The 24,052-nt window shown below is 41.6% G+C and carries 21 protein-coding genes and 2 pseudogenes; 3 read left to right on the plus strand and 20 right to left on the minus strand.

All coding sequences use genetic code 11. The features are described from left to right. Nucleotides 1–326: 326 nt before the first annotated feature. From HMPREF2893_RS04170 to HMPREF2893_RS04240, 16 genes and pseudogenes are all read right to left on the minus strand, one after another. Nucleotides 327–4,745: a S8 family serine peptidase gene (locus HMPREF2893_RS04170; RefSeq protein ID WP_070674553.1), complete on the minus strand. Its 4,419-nt coding sequence runs from the start codon at nt 4,743–4,745 to the stop codon at nt 327–329. Nucleotides 4,746–5,014: 269 nt separating this feature from the next. Beyond that, complete coding sequence (locus HMPREF2893_RS04175; RefSeq protein WP_070674556.1) at nt 5,015–5,857, minus strand: aldo/keto reductase; 843 nt, start codon at nt 5,855–5,857, stop codon at nt 5,015–5,017. After that, nucleotides 5,854–6,072, minus strand: a complete 219-nt coding sequence (locus HMPREF2893_RS04180; RefSeq protein ID WP_003018530.1) for a hypothetical protein — start codon at nt 6,070–6,072, stop codon at nt 5,854–5,856. The genes HMPREF2893_RS04175 and HMPREF2893_RS04180 overlap by 4 nt, the downstream gene beginning before the upstream one ends. A 131-nt stretch (nt 6,073–6,203) precedes the next feature. Beyond that, the gene (gene nagA / locus HMPREF2893_RS04185; protein ID WP_042760248.1) at nt 6,204–7,361 is read right to left on the minus strand and encodes an N-acetylglucosamine-6-phosphate deacetylase; all 1,158 of its coding nucleotides are present in this window, start codon (nt 7,359–7,361) and stop codon (nt 6,204–6,206) included. 153 nt (nt 7,362–7,514) lie between these two features. Beyond that, complete coding sequence (locus tag HMPREF2893_RS04190) at nt 7,515–9,146, minus strand: Na/Pi cotransporter family protein (RefSeq protein WP_070674577.1); 1,632 nt, start codon at nt 9,144–9,146, stop codon at nt 7,515–7,517. A 449-nt stretch (nt 9,147–9,595) separates the two neighbouring features. Then, nucleotides 9,596–9,946 carry a 30S ribosome-binding factor RbfA gene (gene rbfA / locus HMPREF2893_RS04195; RefSeq protein ID WP_003003976.1) on the minus strand — a complete coding sequence of 117 codons (351 nt, stop codon included), beginning with the start codon at nt 9,944–9,946 and terminating at the stop codon, nt 9,596–9,598. A gap of 73 nt (nt 9,947–10,019) precedes the next feature. After that, nucleotides 10,020–12,512 (minus strand): annotated as a pseudogene (infB, locus tag HMPREF2893_RS04200) (translation initiation factor IF-2); the annotation flags it as partial. 98 nt (nt 12,513–12,610) lie between these two features. Next, nucleotides 12,611–12,734 (minus strand): annotated as a pseudogene (locus HMPREF2893_RS11290) (translation initiation factor IF-2 N-terminal domain-containing protein); the annotation flags it as partial. A gap of 16 nt (nt 12,735–12,750) precedes the next feature. Then, the gene (locus HMPREF2893_RS04205; RefSeq protein WP_003003969.1) at nt 12,751–13,050 is read right to left on the minus strand and encodes a YlxQ-related RNA-binding protein; all 300 of its coding nucleotides are present in this window, start codon (nt 13,048–13,050) and stop codon (nt 12,751–12,753) included. Further along, complete coding sequence (rnpM, locus tag HMPREF2893_RS04210) at nt 13,043–13,339, minus strand: RNase P modulator RnpM (RefSeq protein WP_003010401.1); 297 nt, start codon at nt 13,337–13,339, stop codon at nt 13,043–13,045. The genes HMPREF2893_RS04205 and rnpM overlap by 8 nt, the downstream gene beginning before the upstream one ends. Nucleotides 13,340–13,353: 14 nt before the next feature. After that, on the minus strand, nt 13,354–14,496 hold the full coding sequence (nusA, locus tag HMPREF2893_RS04215) for a transcription termination factor NusA (RefSeq protein ID WP_070674562.1): 1,143 nt from the start codon (nt 14,494–14,496) through the stop codon (nt 13,354–13,356). A 44-nt stretch (nt 14,497–14,540) separates the two neighbouring features. After that, entirely contained in the window at nt 14,541–15,020 is a 480-nt protein-coding gene (gene rimP / locus HMPREF2893_RS04220) for a ribosome maturation factor RimP (RefSeq protein ID WP_021154518.1), read from the minus strand. Nucleotides 15,021–15,117: 97 nt separating this feature from the next. Then, complete coding sequence (gene trmB, locus HMPREF2893_RS04225) at nt 15,118–15,753, minus strand: tRNA (guanosine(46)-N7)-methyltransferase TrmB (protein ID WP_070674565.1); 636 nt, start codon at nt 15,751–15,753, stop codon at nt 15,118–15,120. After that, nucleotides 15,750–16,544 carry a cell cycle regulator CcrZ gene (gene ccrZ / locus HMPREF2893_RS04230; RefSeq protein ID WP_003003852.1) on the minus strand — a complete coding sequence of 265 codons (795 nt, stop codon included), beginning with the start codon at nt 16,542–16,544 and terminating at the stop codon, nt 15,750–15,752. Before ccrZ ends, trmB begins: the two co-directional genes overlap by 4 nt. Before the next feature lie 40 nt (nt 16,545–16,584). Continuing rightward, nucleotides 16,585–17,640: an ABC transporter permease gene (locus HMPREF2893_RS04235; protein WP_031575219.1), complete on the minus strand. Its 1,056-nt coding sequence runs from the start codon at nt 17,638–17,640 to the stop codon at nt 16,585–16,587. After that, nucleotides 17,637–18,368 carry an ABC transporter ATP-binding protein gene (locus HMPREF2893_RS04240; protein WP_049472475.1) on the minus strand — a complete coding sequence of 244 codons (732 nt, stop codon included), beginning with the start codon at nt 18,366–18,368 and terminating at the stop codon, nt 17,637–17,639. Before HMPREF2893_RS04240 ends, HMPREF2893_RS04235 begins: the two co-directional genes overlap by 4 nt. Nucleotides 18,369–18,435: 67 nt before the next feature. On the opposite strand from HMPREF2893_RS04240, the gene HMPREF2893_RS04245 reads away from it, so the two are divergent. Together HMPREF2893_RS04245 and HMPREF2893_RS04250 are read left to right on the plus strand one after the other, a co-directional pair. Next, the gene (locus tag HMPREF2893_RS04245) at nt 18,436–18,849 is read left to right on the plus strand and encodes an HIT family protein (protein WP_003012582.1); all 414 of its coding nucleotides are present in this window, start codon (nt 18,436–18,438) and stop codon (nt 18,847–18,849) included. A gap of 12 nt (nt 18,850–18,861) precedes the next feature. Continuing rightward, nucleotides 18,862–19,152, plus strand: a complete 291-nt coding sequence (locus HMPREF2893_RS04250; RefSeq protein WP_003012641.1) for a hypothetical protein — start codon at nt 18,862–18,864, stop codon at nt 19,150–19,152. Between the two features lie 21 nt (nt 19,153–19,173). Here HMPREF2893_RS04250 and brpA read toward each other — a convergent pair whose 3' ends face one another. From brpA to HMPREF2893_RS04270, 4 genes are all read right to left on the minus strand, one after another. Beyond that, complete coding sequence (brpA, locus tag HMPREF2893_RS04255; RefSeq protein ID WP_070674568.1) at nt 19,174–20,367, minus strand: glycopolymer--peptidoglycan transferase LytR; 1,194 nt, start codon at nt 20,365–20,367, stop codon at nt 19,174–19,176. Between the two features lie 13 nt (nt 20,368–20,380). Continuing rightward, on the minus strand, nt 20,381–20,911 hold the full coding sequence (locus HMPREF2893_RS04260) for a GNAT family N-acetyltransferase (protein WP_024056393.1): 531 nt from the start codon (nt 20,909–20,911) through the stop codon (nt 20,381–20,383). After that, entirely contained in the window at nt 20,904–21,359 is a 456-nt protein-coding gene (gene tsaE / locus HMPREF2893_RS04265; protein ID WP_042760234.1) for a tRNA (adenosine(37)-N6)-threonylcarbamoyltransferase complex ATPase subunit type 1 TsaE, read from the minus strand. Before tsaE ends, HMPREF2893_RS04260 begins: the two co-directional genes overlap by 8 nt. Nucleotides 21,360–21,537: 178 nt before the next feature. Next, entirely contained in the window at nt 21,538–22,959 is a 1,422-nt protein-coding gene (locus HMPREF2893_RS04270) for an NCS2 family permease (protein ID WP_049490983.1), read from the minus strand. A gap of 175 nt (nt 22,960–23,134) precedes the next feature. Between HMPREF2893_RS04270 and HMPREF2893_RS04275 the strand changes: the two genes are divergently transcribed. Then, nucleotides 23,135–23,947 (plus strand): Cof-type HAD-IIB family hydrolase, encoded by an 813-nt coding sequence (locus HMPREF2893_RS04275; protein WP_070664898.1) that lies wholly within the window; start codon nt 23,135–23,137, stop codon nt 23,945–23,947. Nucleotides 23,948–24,052 lie beyond the last annotated feature (105 nt).

A 24,052-nucleotide genomic window follows, 5' to 3' on the forward strand; every position in this document is an offset into this window, starting at 1 on the left:
TTATTCATAAAGTTTCTTGTGACTTAGGATACAAAAAGAACCGTGTCTCTGCTCCTAAGTCTATGACCTAGGGGCGTCAGAAACGCGGTTCCACCCTAATTTATTACTTCATTTTATTTTACTTTACTCAGCTTTTTACTGAGAGAAAGCGCCACTTGCTTACTTTGCTCTACTTGGCTCTCACTATCCCAAGCTCGCTAGAAAAACGCCGTAAGCCCTTCTTTCTTGACTAGTATTATAACAGATTTTTAGTGACTTGTAAATTAAAATCCGCATGAAACAATCGTTTCATACGGATTTTAGGCTAACAAACAAGGTTGTTTTTCTTATGGACGTCTCGCAGCTTTTGGTTTTTTACCATGAAGTTTTTTCTTGGCATTCTTCAAGGCTGTCAAAGCATCTTTCACATCTTGTTGGCTTGCTCCTGGATTTGAAAGGATGGTTTGTGCATCCTTGAAGGCTGCTAGGTAAGCTTCTTTTTCTTCATTTCCAGCATAGATGAATTTGGCATTCTTTTCTTGGAACTTCAATTCTTCCTTGATGTATTTTTCAAGGCTTGAAAAATCAGTTGCTTTCCCGTTTAATTTTCCTTCCGCAAGGCTAAGCTCAGCAAGTGCTTGATTGATTTGTTCTTGTTTCACAGTTGGATCAACTGCAAGCAAGGCAACTGTTTGGAAAGCACGATCGTAGTCGCGACGTACTTTTTCTTTGGCATTGGCATAACGACCAGTTTTAGTTGTAGCATCGTAAGCCTGCATGGCTTCTTTCAAGGCCGCAACGTTTGAATCTTTCCCATCCAAAGCTTGGCTGGCAGCTTCAAGACTAGCTAGAGCTTGGTTGACTTGCTCTTGACTAACCTTGTTGGTCAAGGCTGCTTGGGCAGCTTGCAAGGCTTGATCATAGGCTTCCTTCTTATCCGCACTGGCATTGAAGTATTGCGCTGTCTTTGTAACATCTGCTTGGTTGTTCAAAGCAGCCAAGAGATCCACTTTTAAGATCACTCCAATACGATAATTGTTGTTGCGTCCTGCGACAACTGAGATCACTGGTGCCTCCTCAGCTAGTTCATAGCCTGTAGGAAGAGTTGCAACCAAGGTATATTGACCAGTTGCTACAGATTTACCAAAGCCATTTTTACCATATTTTTCAGCAGGCAAGACAAAGTTTTCACCATCTGCCCCTTTTAATACGATCGTAGCTGCTTTTGAAACCGGTTGATCAAAGCTGATGCTAACTGGTGCATATTCTAAAGTATTGGCAAGGAAAGCAATCGTTTGGAAACTATTATCCTCTGTCAAATCAAATTCTTGTGTCAAGCTGCTGACAAATTTCACTTCTGTACGATCATACGTAAAGATTTCTGCAGTATAATGACCAAAGTTCAAGAAGTTAATATCTTTTGTCTTATCAACTGATACGTATTGGCCATTGCTATCTTTGATTCGGTAAACATACATAGTATCCAAATCTTTGTTCGTTTTAGCGTCACGAACTGCAATTTGAACCCGACCACTATTTTGATCCCGAACTAAATCAGCTAGTGAAACATAATCTACGTTACCCGCAAAGTCTTCTACATAGTAGTAGATATTCTTCTTATCGATGTTTTCAGGAAGATCGAAGCTACCATCTGCATTGGCCTTGATCACATGGTAATTTTCAAGCGCACGTGTACCATTCTTATCTTCACTGGTTTGGACCATTGTCCCCTGATCATCGAATGGAGTCACGTAGACGAGTTTTTCAGTTAAGATACCACCATCGCCAACATCTTTGGCTTTACGAGCTACAAACTGTTGTGCCCCATCTTTAAAGCGAATATATCCAGATGTGATCACTGGTTTTTGGGTATCAACTTGAACCTTAAAGGTCGTTGATTGCTCTTCAGCACCAGGAACCATTGGTGTATAACGAATGACATAATCATATAGACCATCTGCTACTGCTTTTCCATTCGCATCAATACCATTCCAAGCAGTGTTATCTAGTGTGTAACTGCGTGGGTTCTTTTGGTCACCGTTGAAGAAGTTCTTACGATGGTCAGATGGAGTTCCTTCCCACAATGGATTTTTATGTTCCGTATCACTTGCTGCATAAACAGTTGCACGAAGGTTTTCAATGTTTCTAAGGGCGACTGTCTTGTATTCAACGAGGTCTTTATTTCCATCTTCATTTGGCGAAATGGCAATGCGAACATTCCCATTCTCATCTAATTGAAGAGAATGTGTACCTTCCGCATTTTCTTCAATACCAAGAACTGTAATCCGACGACCATCTCGTTTTCCTTGTGTGAGGAGAAGGTCATTTTGCAGGGTAACAAGCGCAGAAACATTGGCACTAGAGGAGATATTCAAATCTTTTGGAACATGATAGTAGAAGCCATCTTTTCCTTCGCGAACCAAATCATAGATTGGTTTTTCAACAGCTGGAAGGTTTTGGAATTCTCCCTTGAATCCCATAAACGGCAAGCTGACCACATCCCCATCATCTGCCGGATCTACAAAGCGAACAAATCCTTCAAGGAAATAGCCGTTCGGCATTTCTTTGCTCAACTCTTCTGTGAATTTACTTGTATCGACTTTCACCGTAACCGTTTCAGAGCTATGTGCTTTCACGGTTACTTCAGGCCAAGCTGTTTCAGTCAATTTACGTGGACGGAGGGTAAATTTACCATCCTTCACTTCATCTGTGTCAGTATTCACCAACATTTTCAAGGTACGATCGGTATCTGAAATATTGTGAACCGTCACATCAAAGGTAAAGCTATCTCCAACATTTCCAAGAGTAACGCTTGGATAGTTGTTTTCACCAGTCACATACAAGTCTGTTGAAACGGCTGCAGCTGTGTCTACAACCCCTGCTCCTTGTTGACGTGGAGAAGTATAAACACCGGTTTCTTTATTAACATGTGGTTTAGCCGTAGACATCATCAAGGCTTTGACAGTTTCAGAAACTTGTTCTGGAGTCAATTCTGGGTGGTTCTTCACAAGGTATTCTTTGACCAAAGCTGCCACACCTGCTACATGAGGAGAGGCCATACTTGTACCACTCATATCTCCGTAGGTATTATCATTCAAAGAAGAAAAGATATTTCCACCAGGTGCTGTGACATCTGGTTTCAACTGACCATCTGTTGTTACTCCCCAACTTGAGAAATCAGACAATTGATCTGCCTCTGGAGATGGACGGTTGGCCATAGTATTGTTAAAGACAATTTTGTAGGAACCTGCCTTAAGAGCTTCCCCATAACGTTTTGAAATAAAGACAGATGGGATCTTTTTCGCATCTCCTTCAATTGCCATTCCAAGGTTCGATCCTTCCACATTATTGTAGACCAAAGCTCCTGCTGCACCATGATGGAAGGCATTCGCAATCTTTTCTGAGAATGGAATTTCCCCGCGTTGGATTAAGGCTAATTTACCGGTAAGATCCAGATCTTTGAAATCATCTTCTTTTCCAAGACCAACTGACACATATTCGTACTCTTTGCCTTTTTCAAAATCAGCGTCTGCAGCAGATTTACTGTAATCAAACTTCCCGTTATCTACTTCTGCATTACCTTCCAAACCTTTGACTTCAAAAACCTCTGTGGTAATGATTTTATTATTGATTGAAGCAACAGAAATAGAGTCCTCTACCGTTGATGGATTTCCAACCAAACCGTAATCTGGATTTTCTGCTGCTGGTCTAGAATAACCATTCCCAAAAGTATTGCTATTTCCTGCAGAAATTAAGACAGATACGCCTTTAGCGCGCGCCCGTTTAATGGCATCCACAATATCTGAATCCGCATTGACCGTAGAACCAGTCGTAGAACCAAGACTCATGTTGATAGTATCTGCACCAAGAGCTACAGCATCATCAATTGCTTTTACATAAAGAGCAGATCCCGTTGTTTTTTGGCGATCTGAGAAGACACGCATAAACATAACTTGCGCTTCTGGTGCTACACCATAGATCTTTTCTCCGTTTCCTGCTGCTTTATCAGGATTCCCTGTTGCAATCCCTGTAACGTGCATCCCATGAGAATCTCTTTCGGCCTCTTTGATATTGTCGGTCCCATCAAAGTAGTCATAGGCATAGACAACCTTGTCGTTGTACCATTTACCATAATCAATTCCTGCTGCTTTCTTAGCAGCTTCGATTTCTCCTTGGTTTTTAAACTTAGCTTTTGAAGGATCGGTAATCCGAAGAACCTCGTGGTTCACATCCAAACCAGAGTCGATGACGGCGACAACCATCCCTTCCCCTTTATAACCTTGCTTCCAGGTTTGGGGAACAGTAATAATTTCGTCACTTTCGATGCTTTGAGGTTTTTCAGCTGCCTCATGGCGATTCGTTGTTTCTGAACTTGTCGCAGAAGCCACTTCTGTTGCTTTTTCTACAGGTTTTTCTGCTACTTCCGGTTTTGTTTCTGGAACAGCAGCTGCTTCTTTCGGAGCTTCTGTTTTTTCAATAAGAGCTGCTTCTGTTGTATTCGTTGTCTTTTCAGCAACTGTTGCTTCTTTTGCAACTGCTACTTTCTCACTAGCAACTGCTGTATTTGCTTCTGTTGCTTGTGAATGCTCTTCTTCAGCAGGTGCCTGTTGAGTAGTGGCTACAAGCTGTGTTCCAGCACTCGTTTGGTTAGCCGCTTGTTCTTCAGCACTCGCTTGTGCAGATCCAAATACCAAAACAGCCCCTAATAAAACTGAGGCTACACCAAATTTGTATTTTCTTAATGAAAAACGTTCTTGTCTATTCATAGAAACTCCCCTTTTATTTTAATAGTAACTATTATAACGCAAAATTATCTGAAAATTCATTCAAAAAACAAAATGTAACACAAATGTAACATTTACGAATGTTACTAACTGTTAATTTATTTTCGTTCGGAAAAATGTAAATTAGTATGGGAAAGTATTATAGAACGTCTGTTTTTGTTGGAGTTTTAAAATTATTTAATCCTTGAAAGGATTTTAAAAACCGAGAACGAAACTGTCCTCGGTTTTCATTAATGAATAGAAATTCTCTCTTAAAAATCTTTGGTGTCCGGATCTGGTGCACCTGCTTCAACCGGAAGATGGCGAAGGAGTTCCATATCATCTGCCGTCAATTCAAAATCAAAGCAATTTAAATTACTCGCAATCCGCTCAGGTGTAACCGATTTTGACAGTGGAAGGAAACCTTCTTGCAAACTCCAAGCCAAGGCTAGTTGAGCGACGGTCTTTCCATATTTAGTAGCCATTTCTTTTACTTGTTCATTTTGGAACAATTCTCCTTGGCCAAAAGGTCCCCAAGCCTCTAGTAAAATGCCATGCTTACGACTTGATGCAATGACTTCACTTTGGTACACCCCAGGTGCTAGACGAATTTGGTTCACAGCCGGAATGACCCGAGCTGTTTCAAGGAGGGCTTCCAAATGATGAGGCAGAAAATTGCTAATACCAATAGCTCGAACCTTGCCAGCAGCTAGCATATCTTCCATTGCCCGCCAAACCTCAGCATTTCGTTGTTTCCAAGCATCATTTTCTCGAAGGGGTTTTGGATTTGGCCAATGAATCAAATAAAGATCTACATAGTCCAAGCCTAGTTTCTCAAGAGACTCTTCCAAAGCAGCTTGAGCGTCTTCATAGGTGTGATGAGTATTCCAAAGTTTGGTGGTAATAAACAGGTCTTCGCGCGCAAGACCACTGTCTTTAATGGCCCGGCCCACACTCTCTTCATTCTGATAAATCGCAGCTGTATCGATATGGCGATAACCTGCTTTTAATGCAGCTAAGACAGCTTGATAGGCTTCTTCTCCATCCGCTGCTTTCCAGGTTCCAAATCCCAATACAGGAATCTCCACCCCATTATTTAAACGATAATGATTCATTTTTTCTTTCCTTTCTTCGATTTCGGTTTCTTAGGCCCTCGAAGCTTGAGCTCTGGCTTAAAAATATTTTTCTTGGTTGGCTCCATCTTCTTGCTATAAAAACTATAGAGTAAAAATGCCCCACCAACAATCACAATAAAGATATTTTTTCTTACAATCCCATAGAGCAAGAAAAAAATCCCCATCAATAAAAAACGTATATCAATTGCCTTCATAAGCTACCTCACATTTCAATTCCCATTATAGCATGAAAAGACAGCATTCACAAAATTGCACTACCATTGGTAAACAAAAACCTCTCTAGGTATGACCTAGAGAGGAAGTATTCTATCTGCGATTCTTGAATCTAATTGGTAGCTTGGTAACGTTTGACCCCATCGAGATAGGTCGCAACCAGATCCAAATTTTGATCAAGCACGATGAAGTCCGCATCATACCCTTCTCGAATTTGACCACAAACATCATCAATATGGACTGATTTTGCCGGATTGAGGCTGGCCATCATCACTGCTTCGTGAGGGTTAGCAATTCCCCACTCTACAACATTTTTTAATCCATCTTTCAATTTCAAGATTGAGCCAGCTAGATTACCAGTTGATTTCAAGCGAGCCGTCCCTTCAGCGACCACAACTGGGAATTCCCCAAGCATGTAGTCTCCGTCTTCTAAGCCCCCAGCTGTCATACAGTCCGTAATCAAGGCAACATTTTCTTTTCCTTTTTGTTTCATCAGGATATCACAAGCTAAAGGATCCACGTGATGGCCATCACAGATCAACTCTGCTGTGGTATGAGGCAACTCATACATGGCACCAACCATACCGAGTTCACGGTGCGTCAAACCACGCATACCATTGTAGGCATGCACCCAGACACTCGCACCTGCATCAACCGCTTTTTTAGCTTCTTCAAAAGTAGCATTGGAGTGTCCCAGAGCGACAGTCACCCCTTCTCCTGTAATAGTCCGAACAAATTCTTCTACCCCTTCACGCTCGGGAGCAAGGGCAATCTTATTCAACAAACCATTGGCAGCTTTTTGCCAAGCCCGGAATTCTTCCATACTTGGATCCTTCATATAAGATGGGTTTTGAGCTCCCTTGTATTTTTCTGTAAAATAAGGTCCTTCAAAATAAATCCCGCGAATCTTAGCTCCTGTTGCTTCTTTGTATCGTGCACCGATATTTTCAGTTACTGCCAAAAGTTGTTCGTAAGAAGAAGTCAAGGTCGTAGGCAAAAAACTCGTAACCCCTGTACTCAAGAGACCTTCACTCATGGTATGGAGAGTGCCTTCGATATTGTTATCCATCACATCTACCCCACCAAATCCGTGAATATGGGTATCTACGAGGCCAGGCGCAATGCTGTAACCAGAATAATCCAGCACATCCGCACCTTCTGGTAAGCTTTCCACATGTTTTCCAAACTTGCCATCAACAAGCTCCAAATAGCCTCCGCGGCGAACCCCATGTGGGTAATAAAATTGATCTGCTTTAATATATGTAGACATAAAATCGTCCTTTCCATTGTAGGAACTGTGTTCCATTTATATTCATACATATTATAACGCTTTCACTTCTATTTGTAAATGGTCTAGACCTATTTTTGAATAGAATCCAACAAAAAACAGAGTAAGCTTCCTACTTACTCTGTTTGACGTTCATTAAATTTGATCGATTTGTACTTTTTCAGCTAGATTCATGGCATGGTCTGCAACACGTGTATAGTGAGAAATGATATCAATAAAGTTCACTCCGGCTTGTGGCGTACATTCACCTTGGTTCAAACGACGAATATGAGTTTTCCGAAGTCTTTTCTCCAATTTTTCAATTGCCTCGTGACGTGCTACCAGTTGATTTGCAAGACTCACATCATTGTGCTCGATAGCTTTCAAAGCATCCTCTACAAATTGATGGGTTTGGTTGTAAATATCTTCCAATTCAGCCAAGGCCGCTTCTGAAAAGACCACTTTCTTACGAATTAAATAATCGGTCAGATTGATCAAGGCTTCCGCGTGATCTCCAATCCGCTCCAAGTCCCGTGAGGAATCTAGGATGTTGGTGAGAACTTCACTTTCTCTCGGACTCAAGGCTTCACTCGACAAACGAATCAAGTAGCGAGTCAAATCATCATCAATGGTATTAATGGCTTCTTCTGTCTTATGTCCCTTTTCAGCTGTTTTTTCATTTTGATGAACAATATAATCATAAGAGAGATTAAAAGCTTTGTCTGCATATCCACCTAAATGAAGCAACTCTTTTTTCGCATTTCCTAGAGCAATCGAAGGGGCTTGAGTGATCAAGTTTTCATCCAAATAGAGCGGTTCATATTTAACAACCTCATCCTCACCAGGAATCAGTTTGGTTACAAAGTATGCCAAAGCTCCAATGAATGGGAATTGAATGATGGTATTGGTCACGTTGAAAGCTCCGTGAGAAAAAGCAATGGTCATTTCTGGTGACAAATGCAAGAGCCCTTGGAAGTATTCAATCATGGCCGTAAAAGGTGTTAACAAGATCAAACAAAGGATTGTACCGATCAAGTTAAAGAGCACGTGGGTTGCTGCAACACGCTTAGCAGAAACATTGGCCCCCATCGCTGCAATAATAACTGTCAAGGTTGTTCCGATGTTATCCCCAAAAAGAATAGGTAAAGAACCGCGAAGATCTAGGAAACCACCTGAATACAAACCTTGTAGAATCCCAATGGTAGCTGACGAAGCTTGAATCAAAACGGTGATGATGGCTCCTGCTAAAACACCCAGAATTGGATTTTTTCCAAGGGTGATCATGTACTGACTAAATTCTGGCAATTCTTTCAAAGGACTCATTCCCGCACTAATCAGGTTTAAAGCGTAGAAAATTCCTCCAACCCCAAAGAGAATCCGACCAATATTATTGGCCATTCGATTCTTGGTAAAGAAAAGTAAGACCGTTCCAAGAAACATAATTGGAAGGGCATAAGTCCCCAGTTTAAACCCAATAATGAATGAGGTGACCGTGGTCCCAATATTAGCCCCCATGATGATCCCAATGGCTTGACGCAGGGTCAAGAGACCCGCACTGACCAGACCAACGGTAATCACCGTTACCCCAGTACTAGACTGAATAAGGGCTGTCACTACAATCCCTACTAAGACTCCAAGAAAGGGATTGCTGGTATATTTATCAATATAGTAGCGAAGACGGTCCCCTGCGGCTTGTTGCAGTCCTTCTCCCATGGTTTTAATACTATAGAGAAAGAGACCCAACCCTCCCAAAAAGTTAAACAAAATTTCCTGCCAGTTAATGGACATGATCATTCCTCCAAATATGAGATCAGAAATAAAACTCCTCTCCTATTGTAAAGGATAATTTCCAATCACACAAGAGATTTCTGTAAATTTCTATTATTTTTTGAAACCGTTTTTTTCTTTCTGTTTTATTTTCCTCATTTTAAGAGCCAAAAAAGAGGTTGGAAATTTCCAACCCGAGACTGTAGACAAACTATTCTTTTTTATAAATCTAATAAATTCTATAAAAAGAAATGTTACTCGTTAGAGTGATTCAATCATCTACTGAAACTTTTCGTCGTGAGAAAAGTACCTGAAACTTAATAGTTTCAGGTACTCGGAATTATTGAGACCTTAGGCTCAATAATTAGTCATGGAACTTCGAAGAAGTTCGCTGACGTCCGTACTCACCTAAGGAAAGTTTCTAAGAAGACTTTGTCTTTCAATCTGGACGTGGAAAATTTCCAACCTCTCTAGTCTTTGTTCAAATTGCGCAACATCTCATCGATCTTGTTCCCGTATTCGATGGATTCGTCTTTCACAAAAGTAAGATCTGGAATCTTGTACAATTTCAGATTCCGACCTAATTCACGCTTGATGGTTCCTGTTGCTTTTTCAAGGCCTGTCTGAGCCTTTTGATTGTCTGAAGCCAAATCACTCATAATTGAATAATACACTTTGGCCATAGACAAATCACCTAGCATTTGAACATCCGTAATGGTGACGCCTTGAACACGCGGGTCACGGACTTTCTTTTGTAAAATCTCGTTGACTTCACGCTTGATTTCCATCCCTACTCGGTCTGTCCGAAAATGACTTGCCATAGGAACTCCTTTCTGCTCTGTGTTTAAAAACTAGGAAATCAGAGGGAACCCTCTTTTTTCCTAGTCAGCTTGCTTATTTTTTAATTTCTTCCATGATGTAGGCTTCGATGGTATCATCTGTCTTGATATCATTGTAACCTTCAATCATCAATCCACCTTCACGACCATTTGTGATCTCTTTGACATCATCTTTGAAGTGTTTCAAGCTTGCAAGAGCTCCGTCATAGATCACGACACCGTCACGAATGACACGGACTTTGGAATCACGTGTAACCTTACCACTGAGGACCATAAATCCACCGATGGTACCCACTTTAGAGACCTTAAAGGTTTCACGAATAACTGCTTCCCCGATGACTTTCTCTTCGAACTCAGGATCCAACATACCCTTCATGGCATCTTCCATTTCTTCAATCACTTTGTAGATAATTGAGTGAAGACGGATTTCCACCTCGTCAGCTTCAGCTTGTTGACGTGCTTGTGGCGTAGGACGGACGTTAAATCCGATGATGAAGGCATTTGAAGCTTCTGCAAGGGTCACGTCTGATTCGTTGATCGCACCAACTGCTGAGTGAACGATGGTCACTTTCACACCTTCTACTTCAATCTTTTGAAGGGAAGCAGAAAGAGCTTCAACCGAACCTTGTACATCGGCTTTAATGATGACATTAACAGATTTCACTTCCCCAGCCTTCAAGGTATCAAAGAGATTTTCAAGGCTGACGCGGTTGGTTGCTTGACGTTGTTTCATCAGAGCACGTTTGGCACGTTCTTCACCAGCTGCACGCGCTGATTTTTCATCTTCATAAACCGCGAAGTGGTCACCTGCCATTGGCGCTTCGTTCAAACCAGTGATAGAAACCGGAGTAGATGGTCCTGCAACCTTCACACGACGTCCAAGGTCATTGGTCATGGCACGGACACGTCCGAAAGTATTACCAACAACGATTGGGTCTTGGACATTCAAAGTACCTTGTTGAACAAGGAGGGTTGCCACCGCACCTTTTCCTTTATCCAAGCGCGCTTCGATAACGGTACCGATGGCACGAACAGTTGGATCTGCTTTGAGTTCTTGGATTTCAGCCACAAGAAGGACCGTTTCCAAGAGTTCATCGATATTTTGGTTGAACTTAGCTGAGATTTCTACAAACTCAGAATCGCCACCCCAAGCTGTTGACATAACTCCATGCTCTGCCAATTCACCGATGACACGTTCTGGGTTGGCACCTGGTTTATCAATCTTGTTAATAGCCACAATGATTGGGACATTGGCTGCTTTTGAGTGGTTAATAGCTTCGATAGTCTGAGGCATCACCCCGTCATCTGCCGCTACGACCAAGATGGTAATATCCGTAACAGATGCACCACGCGCCCGCATAGAAGTAAAGGCCGCGTGTCCAGGTGTATCCAAGAAGGTAATCTTCTTGCCATTTTCTACGATTTGGTAGGCACCAATGTGCTGAGTGATTCCTCCCGCTTCACCTGTTGCTACACGTGAATTACGAAGGGTATCCAAAAGGGTTGTTTTACCGTGGTCAACGTGTCCCATGATGGTGACAACTGGTGGACGCTCTACCAACTCATCTGGATTCAAATAACCATCTTCAACGAAGAAGCGTTCGATATCGGCATTGTCCACTTCAACCTTTTTCTTGGCTTCAATTCCATAATCCACCATCAAGAGTTCAATCGTATCTCCATCCAGCGATTGGTTTTGAGTCGCCATGACTCCCATCATAAAGAGTTTCTTGACGATTTCAGCCGGTTCACGCTTGATGCGTTTTGCGATTTCTGCAACCGTCATTCCATCCGTATACTCAAATTCACTTGGTAATTCATGGAATTTACGCTCTGTTACTGGTTTTGGAGCATCATTACGGTTGTTCTTTCCTTTTTTATTTTTCTTATTGTTATTCCAGTTACTATTTCTCTGATTTCTCACTTGATTTTGACTATTTCGATTCCTTTGTTGTTTTCTTGGACCATCTTCTTCACGATCAAAATCATCGCGTTTCTTATCTGGTCGCGCTTGTTTCTTCCGACGTGTATCGACTTGAGCTGGAGCAGCAGCAACAGCTGGTTTTGTATGGTTCTCAACAGCTGGCTCCTGTACAGGCGCTTTCACTTCTGGTGCTTCTACCCGTTTCCGGCGCTGTTGACGTTCTTGTTCTGCTTTTGCAGCTTGTTGTTTGTAGCGATCTTCACTTCCACGTGCGTATTCAGCATTTTGTTCAGCTTTCAGTGCCGCTGCACGCGCTTTGAAATCAACTTTTGGTGCCACTTGGGGTTGTCCACTACGTCTTTGATCTGGTCGGTTATTGCGACGCTCAGAACCTTGATTTCGTTGTTCATTTCGCTCTTGTGGTCGTTGATTTCGGTTGTCACCATGACGCTGATTGTCCTTGCGATCACGTTTTGGACGATTGTCTTGTTGTTTCCTACGTTCAGCCTGCTCTTTTGCACGCGCTTCTCGTTCCGCTTTAAAGTTACGACTCTTTGGTTTAGCAGCTGGCGTTACTGATTTTGTCTCAGTTGCTCCTTCTTTTTTGACGGGCGCTGCTTCTTTTTTCTCTGCGACAGCCGTTGTCTTGGCAGCCACTTCTGCTACTTTCTTTTCGACTGTTTCTTTTTTCGCTGAAAAGCTCTTGATCAACTTTTCAGCAACATCAGTATCGACACTAGATGCATGACTCTTGACGTCAAAACCTAATTCTTTCGCACGAGTGACGACTTCCTTACTCTCCTTGCCCAATTCTTTGGCAATTTCGTATAATCTTTTCTTAGACAATTGCTGTCCTCCTCTTCTATTCCATAAGAGACCTCATTTTCTTTGAAAATCCAGCATCTACAACAGCGACGACCTTACGGGCACGTCCAATTGCAGTGCTTAATTCTAGTGTTGAAAACACGGTAGATACTTGAACCTCATAATAGCGACCCTTATCTGTCACCTTTTTTGTCAGGTTACTAGCTGCATCATTTGCCAGAAAAACTAATTTTGCTTTTTCTTCCTGGATGGCTTTGATCACGAGTTCTTCTCCAGAAATGAGTTTTCCTGCTCTTTGCGCCAAGCCCAACAAATTACTTATCTTTTGCTTATTCAAGGCCTAACTCTCTTCTCTTCACCTTATGATCTACATAAGCGATCAATTCATCATAGAAAGCTTCTTCCACTTCCATATTAAAGCTACGATTAAAAACTTTCTTTTTCTTAGCAAGTGCCGCTTCTTCATTGTCTAGCTTGATGTAAGCACCTCGACCATTGGCTTTGCCAGTTGGATCGATAAAGACTTGTCCTTCTTTATTTTTGACAATGCGGAGCAAATCGCGCTTATCAATGATTTCATTTGAAACGACAGATTTTCTTAAAGGGATTTTTCTTGTTTTAACCATGTTCCCTCCCTCTCTTAATCGACTTGCTCTTCGTCACTTTCTACTTGGTCTTCAAAAGTTTCTTGAGCTGCTTCCATTTCTTCGAACTCACTAGCAGATTTGATATCGATGCGGTAACCAGTCAAATGAGCTGCCAAACGAACGTTTTGACCACGACGACCAATGGCAAGAGATAATTTGTTGTCTGGAACCACAACGAGAGCATGTTTGCTATCTTCATCATCAAAAATAACTTGGTCCACTTCTGCAGGAGCGATCGCATTGTAGATAAATTCAGCTGGATCTGGAACCCATTCAATGACATCGATGTTTTCTTCTGTTGGAACCATACGGTCTAATTTTTGATCGTATCGAGCTGGGTGGAACTTGCTGGTAATCTTTTTAATATTCGATCCACCACGACCAACGATAGTCCCAATCGCATCTACGTTTGGATTATGGCTACGAACCGCAATTTTTGTACGATCTCCAGCTTCACGCGCTACACTCATAATCTCAACAGTTCCATCATAGACTTCAGGAATTTCTTGTTCCATCAAACGTTTGATCATTTCAGGGTGGCTTCGGCTAACAAAGACATTGACACCACGTGGATTATCTTCTACCTTGTAGACAAATACTTCAATTCGATCATGAGATTGGAACACTTCTCCTGGAATCTGGTCTTGCTTAGACAATTGTGCTTCGATTGAGCCAAGATTGACATAGATAAAACGATTGTCAAAGCGCTCCACCGTTCCACTCATGATTTCATTTTCATGTTCTTTATAAGTGTTATAGGTGATGGTGCGCGTTTGCTTACGCATTTTTTCCATGATCGTTTGTTTGGCAGATTGAGCTGCTACACGACCAAATTCAGCTGGTGCTTCTTCAAACTTGATCTTATCCCCCAACTCATAAGCAGAGCTAATGGCCAAGGCATCCTTCAAGCTGATTTCTAAACGGCTATCAAAGACTTCATCCACCACTTCACGAACCGTATAAACACGGAAATCTCCAGTTTTTTCATTGAATTCAATCGCTGCACTTTCTGATTGTCCATAACGACGGCGATAAGCTGAACGCAATGATTCTGTGACGGCTTCGATGATATCTTCTTTTTTGATCCCTTTGTCTTCTTCCAAAATGCGGAAGGCTTCTAGCATTTCTTTACTCATGTTTTTCTTGCCTCTACTATAAAGGCATCCTTTCTTTCATTCTGTTACAATTTTACAGCCAACCTTGCTTTGGACACAAGGTTATAAGGAATTTCTACAGTTTTCTTTCGTGTTTTATCCATATACTCAATGGTCAAAACATCCTCTTCAAAACCTACCAAGTTTCCCTCAAAAACCTTTTGCTTTTCAACAGCCTTATACAAGCTGATATTGACGTACTTGCCAACAGCTCCCTCGAGTGCTTCCTTGGTTTTCAAAGGTCTCTCCAAGCCAGGACTGGTGACTTCTAAAAAGTACTGTTCTGGAAATGGGTCTGGTTTGATTTGATCCAATAGCGGACTGATGATTTCTGTCAAATCCGCTGTATCATTCAGTGTGATTCCTTCTGGTTTGTCTACGAAAATGCTTAAGACGTAGTCACCACCCATTTTGCCATATTCAACATCGACCAATTCAAATGGTTCCTTTATAGCTGGCTGAATCACTTCTGTTACTAAGTCAACAATCGTTGCGATGGTTGCCACCTCCTCATAGATAAGAGGCGAAGATATTTCCCCGCCTCTCCTTTTCTATTCATTTAAGGTATTATAACACGATTCCCCAACGATTGCAAGGAATATGCTAAAACTGTGCTTCTACACGGTAAATGACCTGGCCTTTACTGGAGAACTTTTTCTCATATTCCGTCATGACATTCCCCTCAAAATCACTAGCATGAAGGTCCAACCAGACTCCCTTCAAAGTCATTCCGTATTGAGAAAAGCTCACCAAACTGTATTCAAATAGACCTCGATTATCTGATTTAAAGTGAATCTCCCCATGTTCTGGAAGAATTTGCTTGAAGGTATCCAAGAAAGTCTTGTAAGTCAAGCGACGCTTCTCATGACGTTTCTTAGGCCAAGGATCTGAAAAATTCAGATAGAGTTGATCAATTTCCCCATCTTCAAAATAGTTGGTCAAGCTATCTCCGTCTACCCAAAGCAATTTAATGTTAGGAACATCAGCTTCTAAGACCTTATCTAAAGCATAACTCAAGACCGATTTTTGAATATCAATTCCGATGTAGTTGATCTCTGGATTGGCCTTGGCCATCCCAGTAATAAAGGCCCCTTTCCCGCTACCCACTTCGATATGAATAGGATGGTCATTCCCGAAAATTTCATGCCACTTTCCCTTGGCATCTTCTGGATTTAGGACCACATATTGCGGGTTCGCTTCTAATAATTCAGTCGCTCCCTTGCGATTTCTAACTCTCATATTTCCTTTCCATATTTCAACCGGAAATTGCGCAGAGCATAGATCTCGCGATTGACATTTTCTAAATCATTATTTTCATAGTATTTAGCAATTTGGCACAAGAAAGAGTATTGACCAAACCAATAGAGTTTATCAAATACTTTTTGATTGTACTTGTAGCCATAATAGCCTAACCAATCGCGCCAATTAGAATCTGGGATATAGTGACTCAAGATATGCGCCACATCCAACATCCGGTCTGTCAAACGAACAGAGTCCCAATCGACTAGATAAATCAAGCCGCTCTCTGTTTCAATCCAGTTACTATGACGAACATCCCCGTGGACGATCGTCGCATAATCCTCCCGAAAGGCAGGCACTGTCTTACGTAAATTCTTTACGACTGATTGGATATAGTGGTTCTGACGTAGGGCAATTGGCAACCGATTGCTCCAAGAATTGAGCAATTCTAATGGAGATTCCACAGGATAGCCAAGTTTTTTCAATTGGGTCATCAAAGGTCTAGAACGGTGCAATCTCGTTAAAATATTGACGACTTGTTTTTTCGACATCCCATTTGGCGTGAGAATTTCCCCATTCAACCATTCTTGGGCACTCATCACATTTCCATCTGGCAATCGTCGACTCCATAATAATTGAGGAGCAATCTGTTCTTTTGCTAGACCCGCAAGGATTGGGGTCGTATTCATTTTTACAAAAACGCGCCCACCATCTGGGTAGGTCCCCATGTAGGCCTTCCCACTCTTCCCAGGAATTGGGGTGAGGCTTAGCTCTTTTTCATTCGAGTCCATCTTTTCCTCCGTAAAAAGTTTCCAATCTATTTTACTAATTTTAACGACTTTCGTCAACCAAGCGCGCCATCTTAAATGGAAGATAGAGTAGGATTAAAGCAACTGTGTAAGCCAGTAAGCCTAACAACAGGACTTTATCTGAAATAAAGACCAGACCAATCCCCCCTTCTATCACCGTTATCATCCCCATGACCAGCTGAATCGTTTTGTTCAACCCTGCCTTTTTACTGCCCTTTTTCATCGGGAAAAGGAGGGTCAAGGGTTGGTAATCAAAAGCACTGTAAAGCCCCAGTAATTGAAAAATAACCAAGTAATTGAGCAAGGCTACAAGGGCAATCACTACGAGAGGCTGGGGAATAAAGATGATAGCGAGAATGGAAAGAGCCAAGAGTCGGAGAGTCATAGAGAAAAGATCTCCATTCCGTAGGAAGGAGCGCATATATAAGTGAAGCCACGTATTGCCATGTGTTTTGGGAAGAAGCCCTAAGAAACCATCCAAGTAAGCTCTTCTTTTAACACTGTTAGTGATCCCTTTAACCGTTGTAAACAAGGCAAAGAAACGAAGAATCAATTGTTTCCTTGCATTCTCACGAGCAATGGCCAAGTTCCAATTCAAATTTCCATCCTGGTAGAAGCGCGCTTCCTTCCAGCTAAAAACAGCCCATTTAGCCACTCCTAAGACAAGGATATAAGCTACAATAGCAAGGTTATCCAGCCCCGTTGCCAGAAGAAGAGGCACAAATAATAGAAGGACAAAACTTTGAATCAAAAACCAAAACACAAAAGACTTCTTGGCCTGCCCTTTGATATAACGTTTCACTTCCTCTTCCTTTACTAAAAGGAATAAAGCATCGGGTTTCTCTAAGTAGGTCGCAATGGAGCCAATCGGAACCAAGAGGAGCAAACCAATCATGAGACTCCAGCGGATCAGGCTTGTATCTTTGGGGAGATCTTGTAAGAATTGGCTGTATTGAACCGCCAAAAATCCTATGAAAATCAACATAAAGAGGACGAAATGATCATTGAGAACATAGCGGCTATATTTTACACATTGAGTTCGAAACGTTTGTTGCCGTTTTTTCATCAACTCTTTCATGCTGTTTCCTCTTCTGTCAAGGTCATGTAGATATCATTTAGACTTGCTTTCTCATCCCCAAAAGTTGAACGCAGCTCGTCCAAGGTCCCTTGTGCTCGGATCTGACCCTTATGGAGGATCACAAAACCATCACACATCTTTTCAGCCGAATCCAGAACGTGGGTACTCATCAAAATCGATTTTCCTTTTGCTTTCTCATCGGCCAATAACTGAATCAAATCTGCAATCGCAACAGGATCCAATCCCAAAAAGGGTTCATCGACAATATAAAGACTTGGATCCACTGCATAGGCGCAAATAATCATGACCTTTTGCTTCATCCCTTTTGAAAACTGGGTCGGGAACCAATCTAATTTTTCAGCCAAACGGAATCGTTCCAATAAAGGCTGGACGCGCACCATGACCTGATCCATGTCTAAATCATAGGCCATAGCTACAGTTTCGATATGCTCTCTCAAGGTTAATTCTTCATATAGACTAGGAGTTTCTGGAATATAGCCGATTTTTTTACGATAGTCTGTTGGAGCTTCTGGAAGACTCAAGCCGTCAATCCGTACTTCCCCAGCATAAGGATGCAGGAGACCAATAATTTCATTAATCGTGGTTGACTTCCCAGCTCCATTTAGTCCAATCAAACCAATCAGTTGGCCATCCGGAACTGAAAAACTCACCTCTTTCAGGACAGGGATGTTGACATAGCCCCCTGTCAACTTGTTGATTTCTAACATATTTTCTCCGATTTCTGGTATAATGTTCTTATATTATAACAAAATTTAGTCTAAATGAGGTGTATTTATGGTTGACGATTGTATTTTTTGTAAGATTATAGCTGGCGACATTCCTTCCTCCAAAGTCTATGAGGACGAGGAAGTCCTCGCATTTTTGGACATCTCTCAGGTTACACCAGGTCATACGTTAGTGGTTCCAAAAAAACACGCTCGCAACCTTTTAGAGATGGACGAAACCGCCACAGCTCAACTATTTGCACGTGTTTCTAAAGTTGCTAAAAAAGTAGAAGCTGCTACCCAAGCTAAGGGAATGAATATCATCAGCAACATGGAAGAAGTTTCTGGACAAACCGTATTTCACACACATGTCCACATTATCCCTCGCTATTCCGATCAAGATGAGCTTGCCATTTCTTTTACTGAACACGAGCCTAATTTTGAACAACTAGCAGTTCTCGCAGAAACCATCAAAAACAGTTAAAAAGGAGGCCATATGAAACTCAAAAATCTCTTTTGGTTTGCAACAGGAGCTAGCATTAGCTACCATCTGGTTAAAAACCGCAAAGAAATCAAAACTGAGGTGACTGAATCCAGCCAATTGGTTAAGGGCATTCAAGATAACCTAGCAAAAATCCAACGTAATCTGGATATTATCCAAGACCAAAAGACCAATCTTCAAGAATTGGTAACGGATTTCCAATACAAGACCAAACTCTTTAGCCAGCAAGCAACTGCCTCTCTAAAAGAAATTCAAGACATCTGGCAACCAAGTAAAAACGATTGAGAAAACTCAATCGTTTTTTTCTTATTCCGACGGCGCAGCTGGTGCGACACTGCTCGACTCTGTAGCTGCAGGGGCAACTGGCGTTACTGGTGCGACAGAACTTTGAGGTGTCACCACTCCCGTATCCTGAGTCGATGGTGCAACTGGCAGTTGGTTAAACTCTTGGTAAACAGGTGCTTCCTCAGATGATGCCACTGGCGTATCATTTTGAGAAGAAGCATTCTTCAAATCTTCATCTCCATCCAATAGATAAGCATTGGTTTTCAGTGTTTTAATTTCTTTCTTGCCTAAAGCTTTGCGGATGATATTTTGAATTTTCAAGAGATGTTTTGAAGTGACAATCTGGTAGCTACCACCATCTGCTAAGGTGGCATCTTCTCCTTTCAACTGGTACTGATGAATCGTTGAAAGGGCATCTTTATATCCTAACAATTGAAGAAGACTGTTGCTATCAAGTGAAATGTTGGTTTGCATATTGTCACTAACAGACTCAATGATTCCTTTGTAGTGACTCAAACTATTGAGGCTTAAAACTTTCTCAACAATCTTTTTGATCACTTCACGTTGGCGTTTTTGACGTCCATAGTCTCCTTCTGGGTCTTGGTAGCGCATCCGTGAATAAACGAGAGCTTGGTCCCCATTAATCTCCTGACGTCCTGGTGCGATCTTAGCCGTATATTCTGGCTCATTTTCCTCGATCGAGATATCGAAGTCAAATGGATTGTTGACCGTGATGCCACCAACCTTATCCACTAATTGAACCAGCCCCTTCATATTGATCATGACATAGCGGTCAATATGGATATTCAAAAGTTCTTGAATGGTCTTAATGGCTAACTTGGCACCACCTTGAGCATAAGCCGAATTCAATTTTGCTTGGACCGTTTCACCATCTGAAGTAATATTGGTTAGGATATCTCTTTCCAAGCTCGTCATGGTTGTTTCTTTTGTTTGAGGATTGACAGTCACCAAAATCATGGTATCACTATTTCCAGCCCAAGGATCTTCCCGAGAACCGCTACCTGTATCAACCCCCATCAAAAGGATGGTCATTGGCTTGTTTTCTGCAATGACATTGGTCTCATTTCCAAAGCCCTTATAAGTCTTACTGAGAGTCCCAGTCGTTTGGTTTAGGATGGTAAGGCCATAGGCTCCGATCCCAATCACTGTTACCGTCAATAAGCTCAAAAACATCAAAATAATTTTTTTAACCATATAGAATCTCTCTCTAATCTATCAGTTTCCCCATAAGGTAAACATCTAAGAATTCTCCTTCAGCTGAACAAGCTCCACGAGCTTGGCAACCTTCGATCTCAAAACCTAACTTTTTATACAGGTGAACTGCTCGTTCATTGCGCACTTGGACATTCAAGACTAGTTTCCTAAGAACACCGGTCGAGTGCGCCCACTCGATCCCTTCTTCCAACAAGATCTGTCCAAGTCCTTGATTCCAATAAGCTTTTTGAACCACAATAAAGACATCACCAATATGCTGAATGGACCGTTGAGAAACTGCAGTGATATTTAACAAAGCTGCCAGTTCCTGATCTAGAAATAGTAAGAGGCAAATCCGATTTTCCGCCATCTCTTGCACCATCAGAAATTGCTCCATGTCTGCTGGAGACATGCCAATTCCAGCTTCATCTAGCGTCATGTAATCTGACTCTTTCCCAACTTGATTTAAGAAATCAACGACAAGAGCCGCGTCTGCACTGTCAGCTTGCCGAATTTCTACTGTCACTTCCTTTTCCTTAGTCATCCGTTTTTTCCACCTGCTCAAAGGATGTCAGTAAAGCTTCTGCACGCGCTCCATGAGCTTCAAAAGATAACTCTCGCCCATCTTCTAATTTTCGGATAAAAATTTTTAGATAAGCATCCGAAAGACTCGGCTCAATCAGCTCTCCCCATTCAATAATGGTAGCACCATCTCCAAATAGAAAATCATCTAAATCAATAGAATCTGGATCATTCCCAATCCGGTAAACATCCAAATGGTATAAAGGTAAGCGACCTTCGTATTCACGAACAATGGTATAGGTCGGGCTTTTAATCATCTGATCAATCCCTAACCCCTTTGCAATTCCCTTGGTAAAGGTCGTTTTTCCTGCCCCTAGATCACCTGATAAGATGATCACGTCTTGCTTTTCTAAGAGTTTTCCTAGCTGTTTTCCTAGAGCGATCAGCTCCGTTTCATTGTGACTAATCATTTCTCTATTATACCAAACTTTTTAAAAATCTGCTCTTTCTTTTAGCAATTGTTCGACTCCGGTTTGTTTTTGAGAAAAAGGAATCAAAGAAAACAGGAAACTCTCCCATTCATTCCCTCAATCCATCTAAAAAGGAATGGGAGACAACTCCCATTCCTTTTTGGCACTTTTCTGATACTTAATTCAAGGCCATACTAACGTAGTTTAAAATAAAGAGAACATCTAAAATCCAAATCATGCTGTGCACTTCTTTGGCTTCTCCTTTAACCACTTTCACTAAGCTATAGGTGATAAATCCAGCAGCGATCCCTTGTGTAATCGAGTAGCTGAAGCCCATAAAGATAGAGGTGAAGAAGGCAGGAACTGCTTCTGACATATCTTCCCAATGGATATTTTTCAAGCCACTCAACATCATGATCCCAACAACAATCAAAATTGGAGCTGTAGCAGCGGTCGGTACAATCGCCAACAAAGGACTAAAGAGACTTGAAATAGCAAAACAGATTGCCACAACCAAGGCTGTCAAACCAGTGCGTCCACCAGCTCCAATACCAGCTGCAGATTCAACATACGTCGTTACGTTTGAAGTTCCTGCAATAGCTCCGACTGAAGTCGCTACAAGGTCTGAATAGAGGGCCTTATCTAATTTCGCTGATTGATGGTTTTCCCCATTTGTCGCAACAATCCCAACTTTTTCACCCGTACCGATTAAAGTTCCAATTGTATCAAAAATATCCGTCAAGGAGAAGGCTAAGATTGCCATTAAGGTCTCAGGCAAACGAGACGTATTGGAAATCAACGAACCCAATCCTTTTGATCCCAAAGCTTGACCAAAGATCGTGCCTAAATCATTAAAGGCAGCTCCTAGATGATTACTTGCAAAGTCAATTTTAGTGATATCAACCACATGGATGAGAATTCCAAGTACAGTCGTTGCTAAGATAGAAAGGATAATCCCTCCCTTAATCCCTTTGACAACAAAGAAAATAGTAATCGCAAGACCAACAAGAGCCAAGAGGACAGCCGGATTGTTAAAATCAACCAATCCAGGAACAGCAGATGCATTGGCTGAGATCGTTGCATTCGCCTTATCTGCTCCTTCTCCGACCACTGTATAGGTATGAGGGTCAATCGTGAATTTCAAAAATCCCGCATTCTTAATTCCAACATAGGCCAAGAAAATCCCGATCCCCGCTGAAATAGCAGACCGAAGAGCTGTCGGAATCGATTCGATGATCATCTTCCGAACATTTGTCAATGTGATAATCAATGAAATCACTCCACAAATGAAGACCATCCCCAAAGCTTCCTGCCATGAGTAGCCCATACCAAATACAACGGTAAAGGTAAAGAAGGCATTCAAGCCCATTCCTGGTGCTTGTGCATACGGTAAATTGGCATAAAAAGCCATCATCAAGGTTCCGACAACAGATCCAATAATCGTTGCAAGGAAGACCCCTTGAGCTGGCATACCTGTTTGTGACAACATTTGCGGATTTACGAAGAGGATATAACTCATCGCAAAAAAGGTTGTCAAACCAGCAAGAACCTCTGTTCGAACAGTGGTTCCATGTTCTGAAAGTTTAAAAAACTTATCCATTTCAGAATAAACTCCTTTTTCATCATTCTCGCTCCCAATCAATTTGCGAACGTTATTTCTATTTTACCAAAAGATCTTTCGCCTTTCAAGAAATCCTACTTCTCTTCTCGATTTTTGAGCGCTTTTCCGATTTTTCTGATATAATGGTCTCATTCTTCTCGAAAGGAACTGAATTATGCATAAAAAGATGATCGCTCTAGATTTAGACGGCACCCTCTTAAATTCCGAAAGCAAATTGAGCGACTTTACTATTGATACGATTAAAAAAATTAGTGCTCTTGGCCATAAAGTTATTATTACAACAGGCCGCCCCTACCGTATGGCGCACACCTATTACAAACAGCTAGAGCTAGATACTCCGATGATCAATTTTAACGGCTCCCTAACGCATCTCCCTGAGAAAAAATGGGCGGATGAACAATGTTTGACTTTAGATAAAAAATACCTGTTAGATATGGTCGCTAACCGAGACACCATCCAAGCGGACTTTATCGCTGGCGAATACCGCAATAAATTCTTTATTACCGATCCAAATGAGCACGTTGCAGATCCTAAACTATTCGGTATTGAATCTTTCCAACCAGAAAATCAATTCAATCCCAAACGGGTAACGAGCGACCCAAACTGTATCCTCTTTCAAACGAAAGCGGAAGACAAATATGCTCTGGCAGATGAAATGAATCGGCATTATGACTACAATCTGTCTATCAATACTTGGGGTGGTCCCTTAAATATTCTGGAATGCAATCCAAAAAATGTGACCAAAGCTTCTGCTCTGACCTACCTTCTGGATAAACTCAATATGGATCAGAAGGATTTGATTGCCTTTGGAGACGAGCACAACGATACCGACATGCTAGCTCTCGCTGGTCATGGATACGCTATGAAAAATGCCAGCTCCGTCCTTCTCCCATATGCAGACTCCATCACAGATTTCACCAATAACGAAGACGGTGTAGCGCGCCAACTCATTCAATTATTCTTATAATAGGAACAGACATGAGTTATCCCCTCATGTCTTTTTCTTCGCCAAATACTTAATCGGTTAATCAATACCCTCCTTTTTTTCCATTTTTTTATTGTTCAATAGATA

Origin of the sequence: Streptococcus sp. HMSC072C09 (genome assembly GCF_001813105.1) — a bacterium.
GTDB lineage: Bacteria > Bacillota > Bacilli > Lactobacillales > Streptococcaceae > Streptococcus.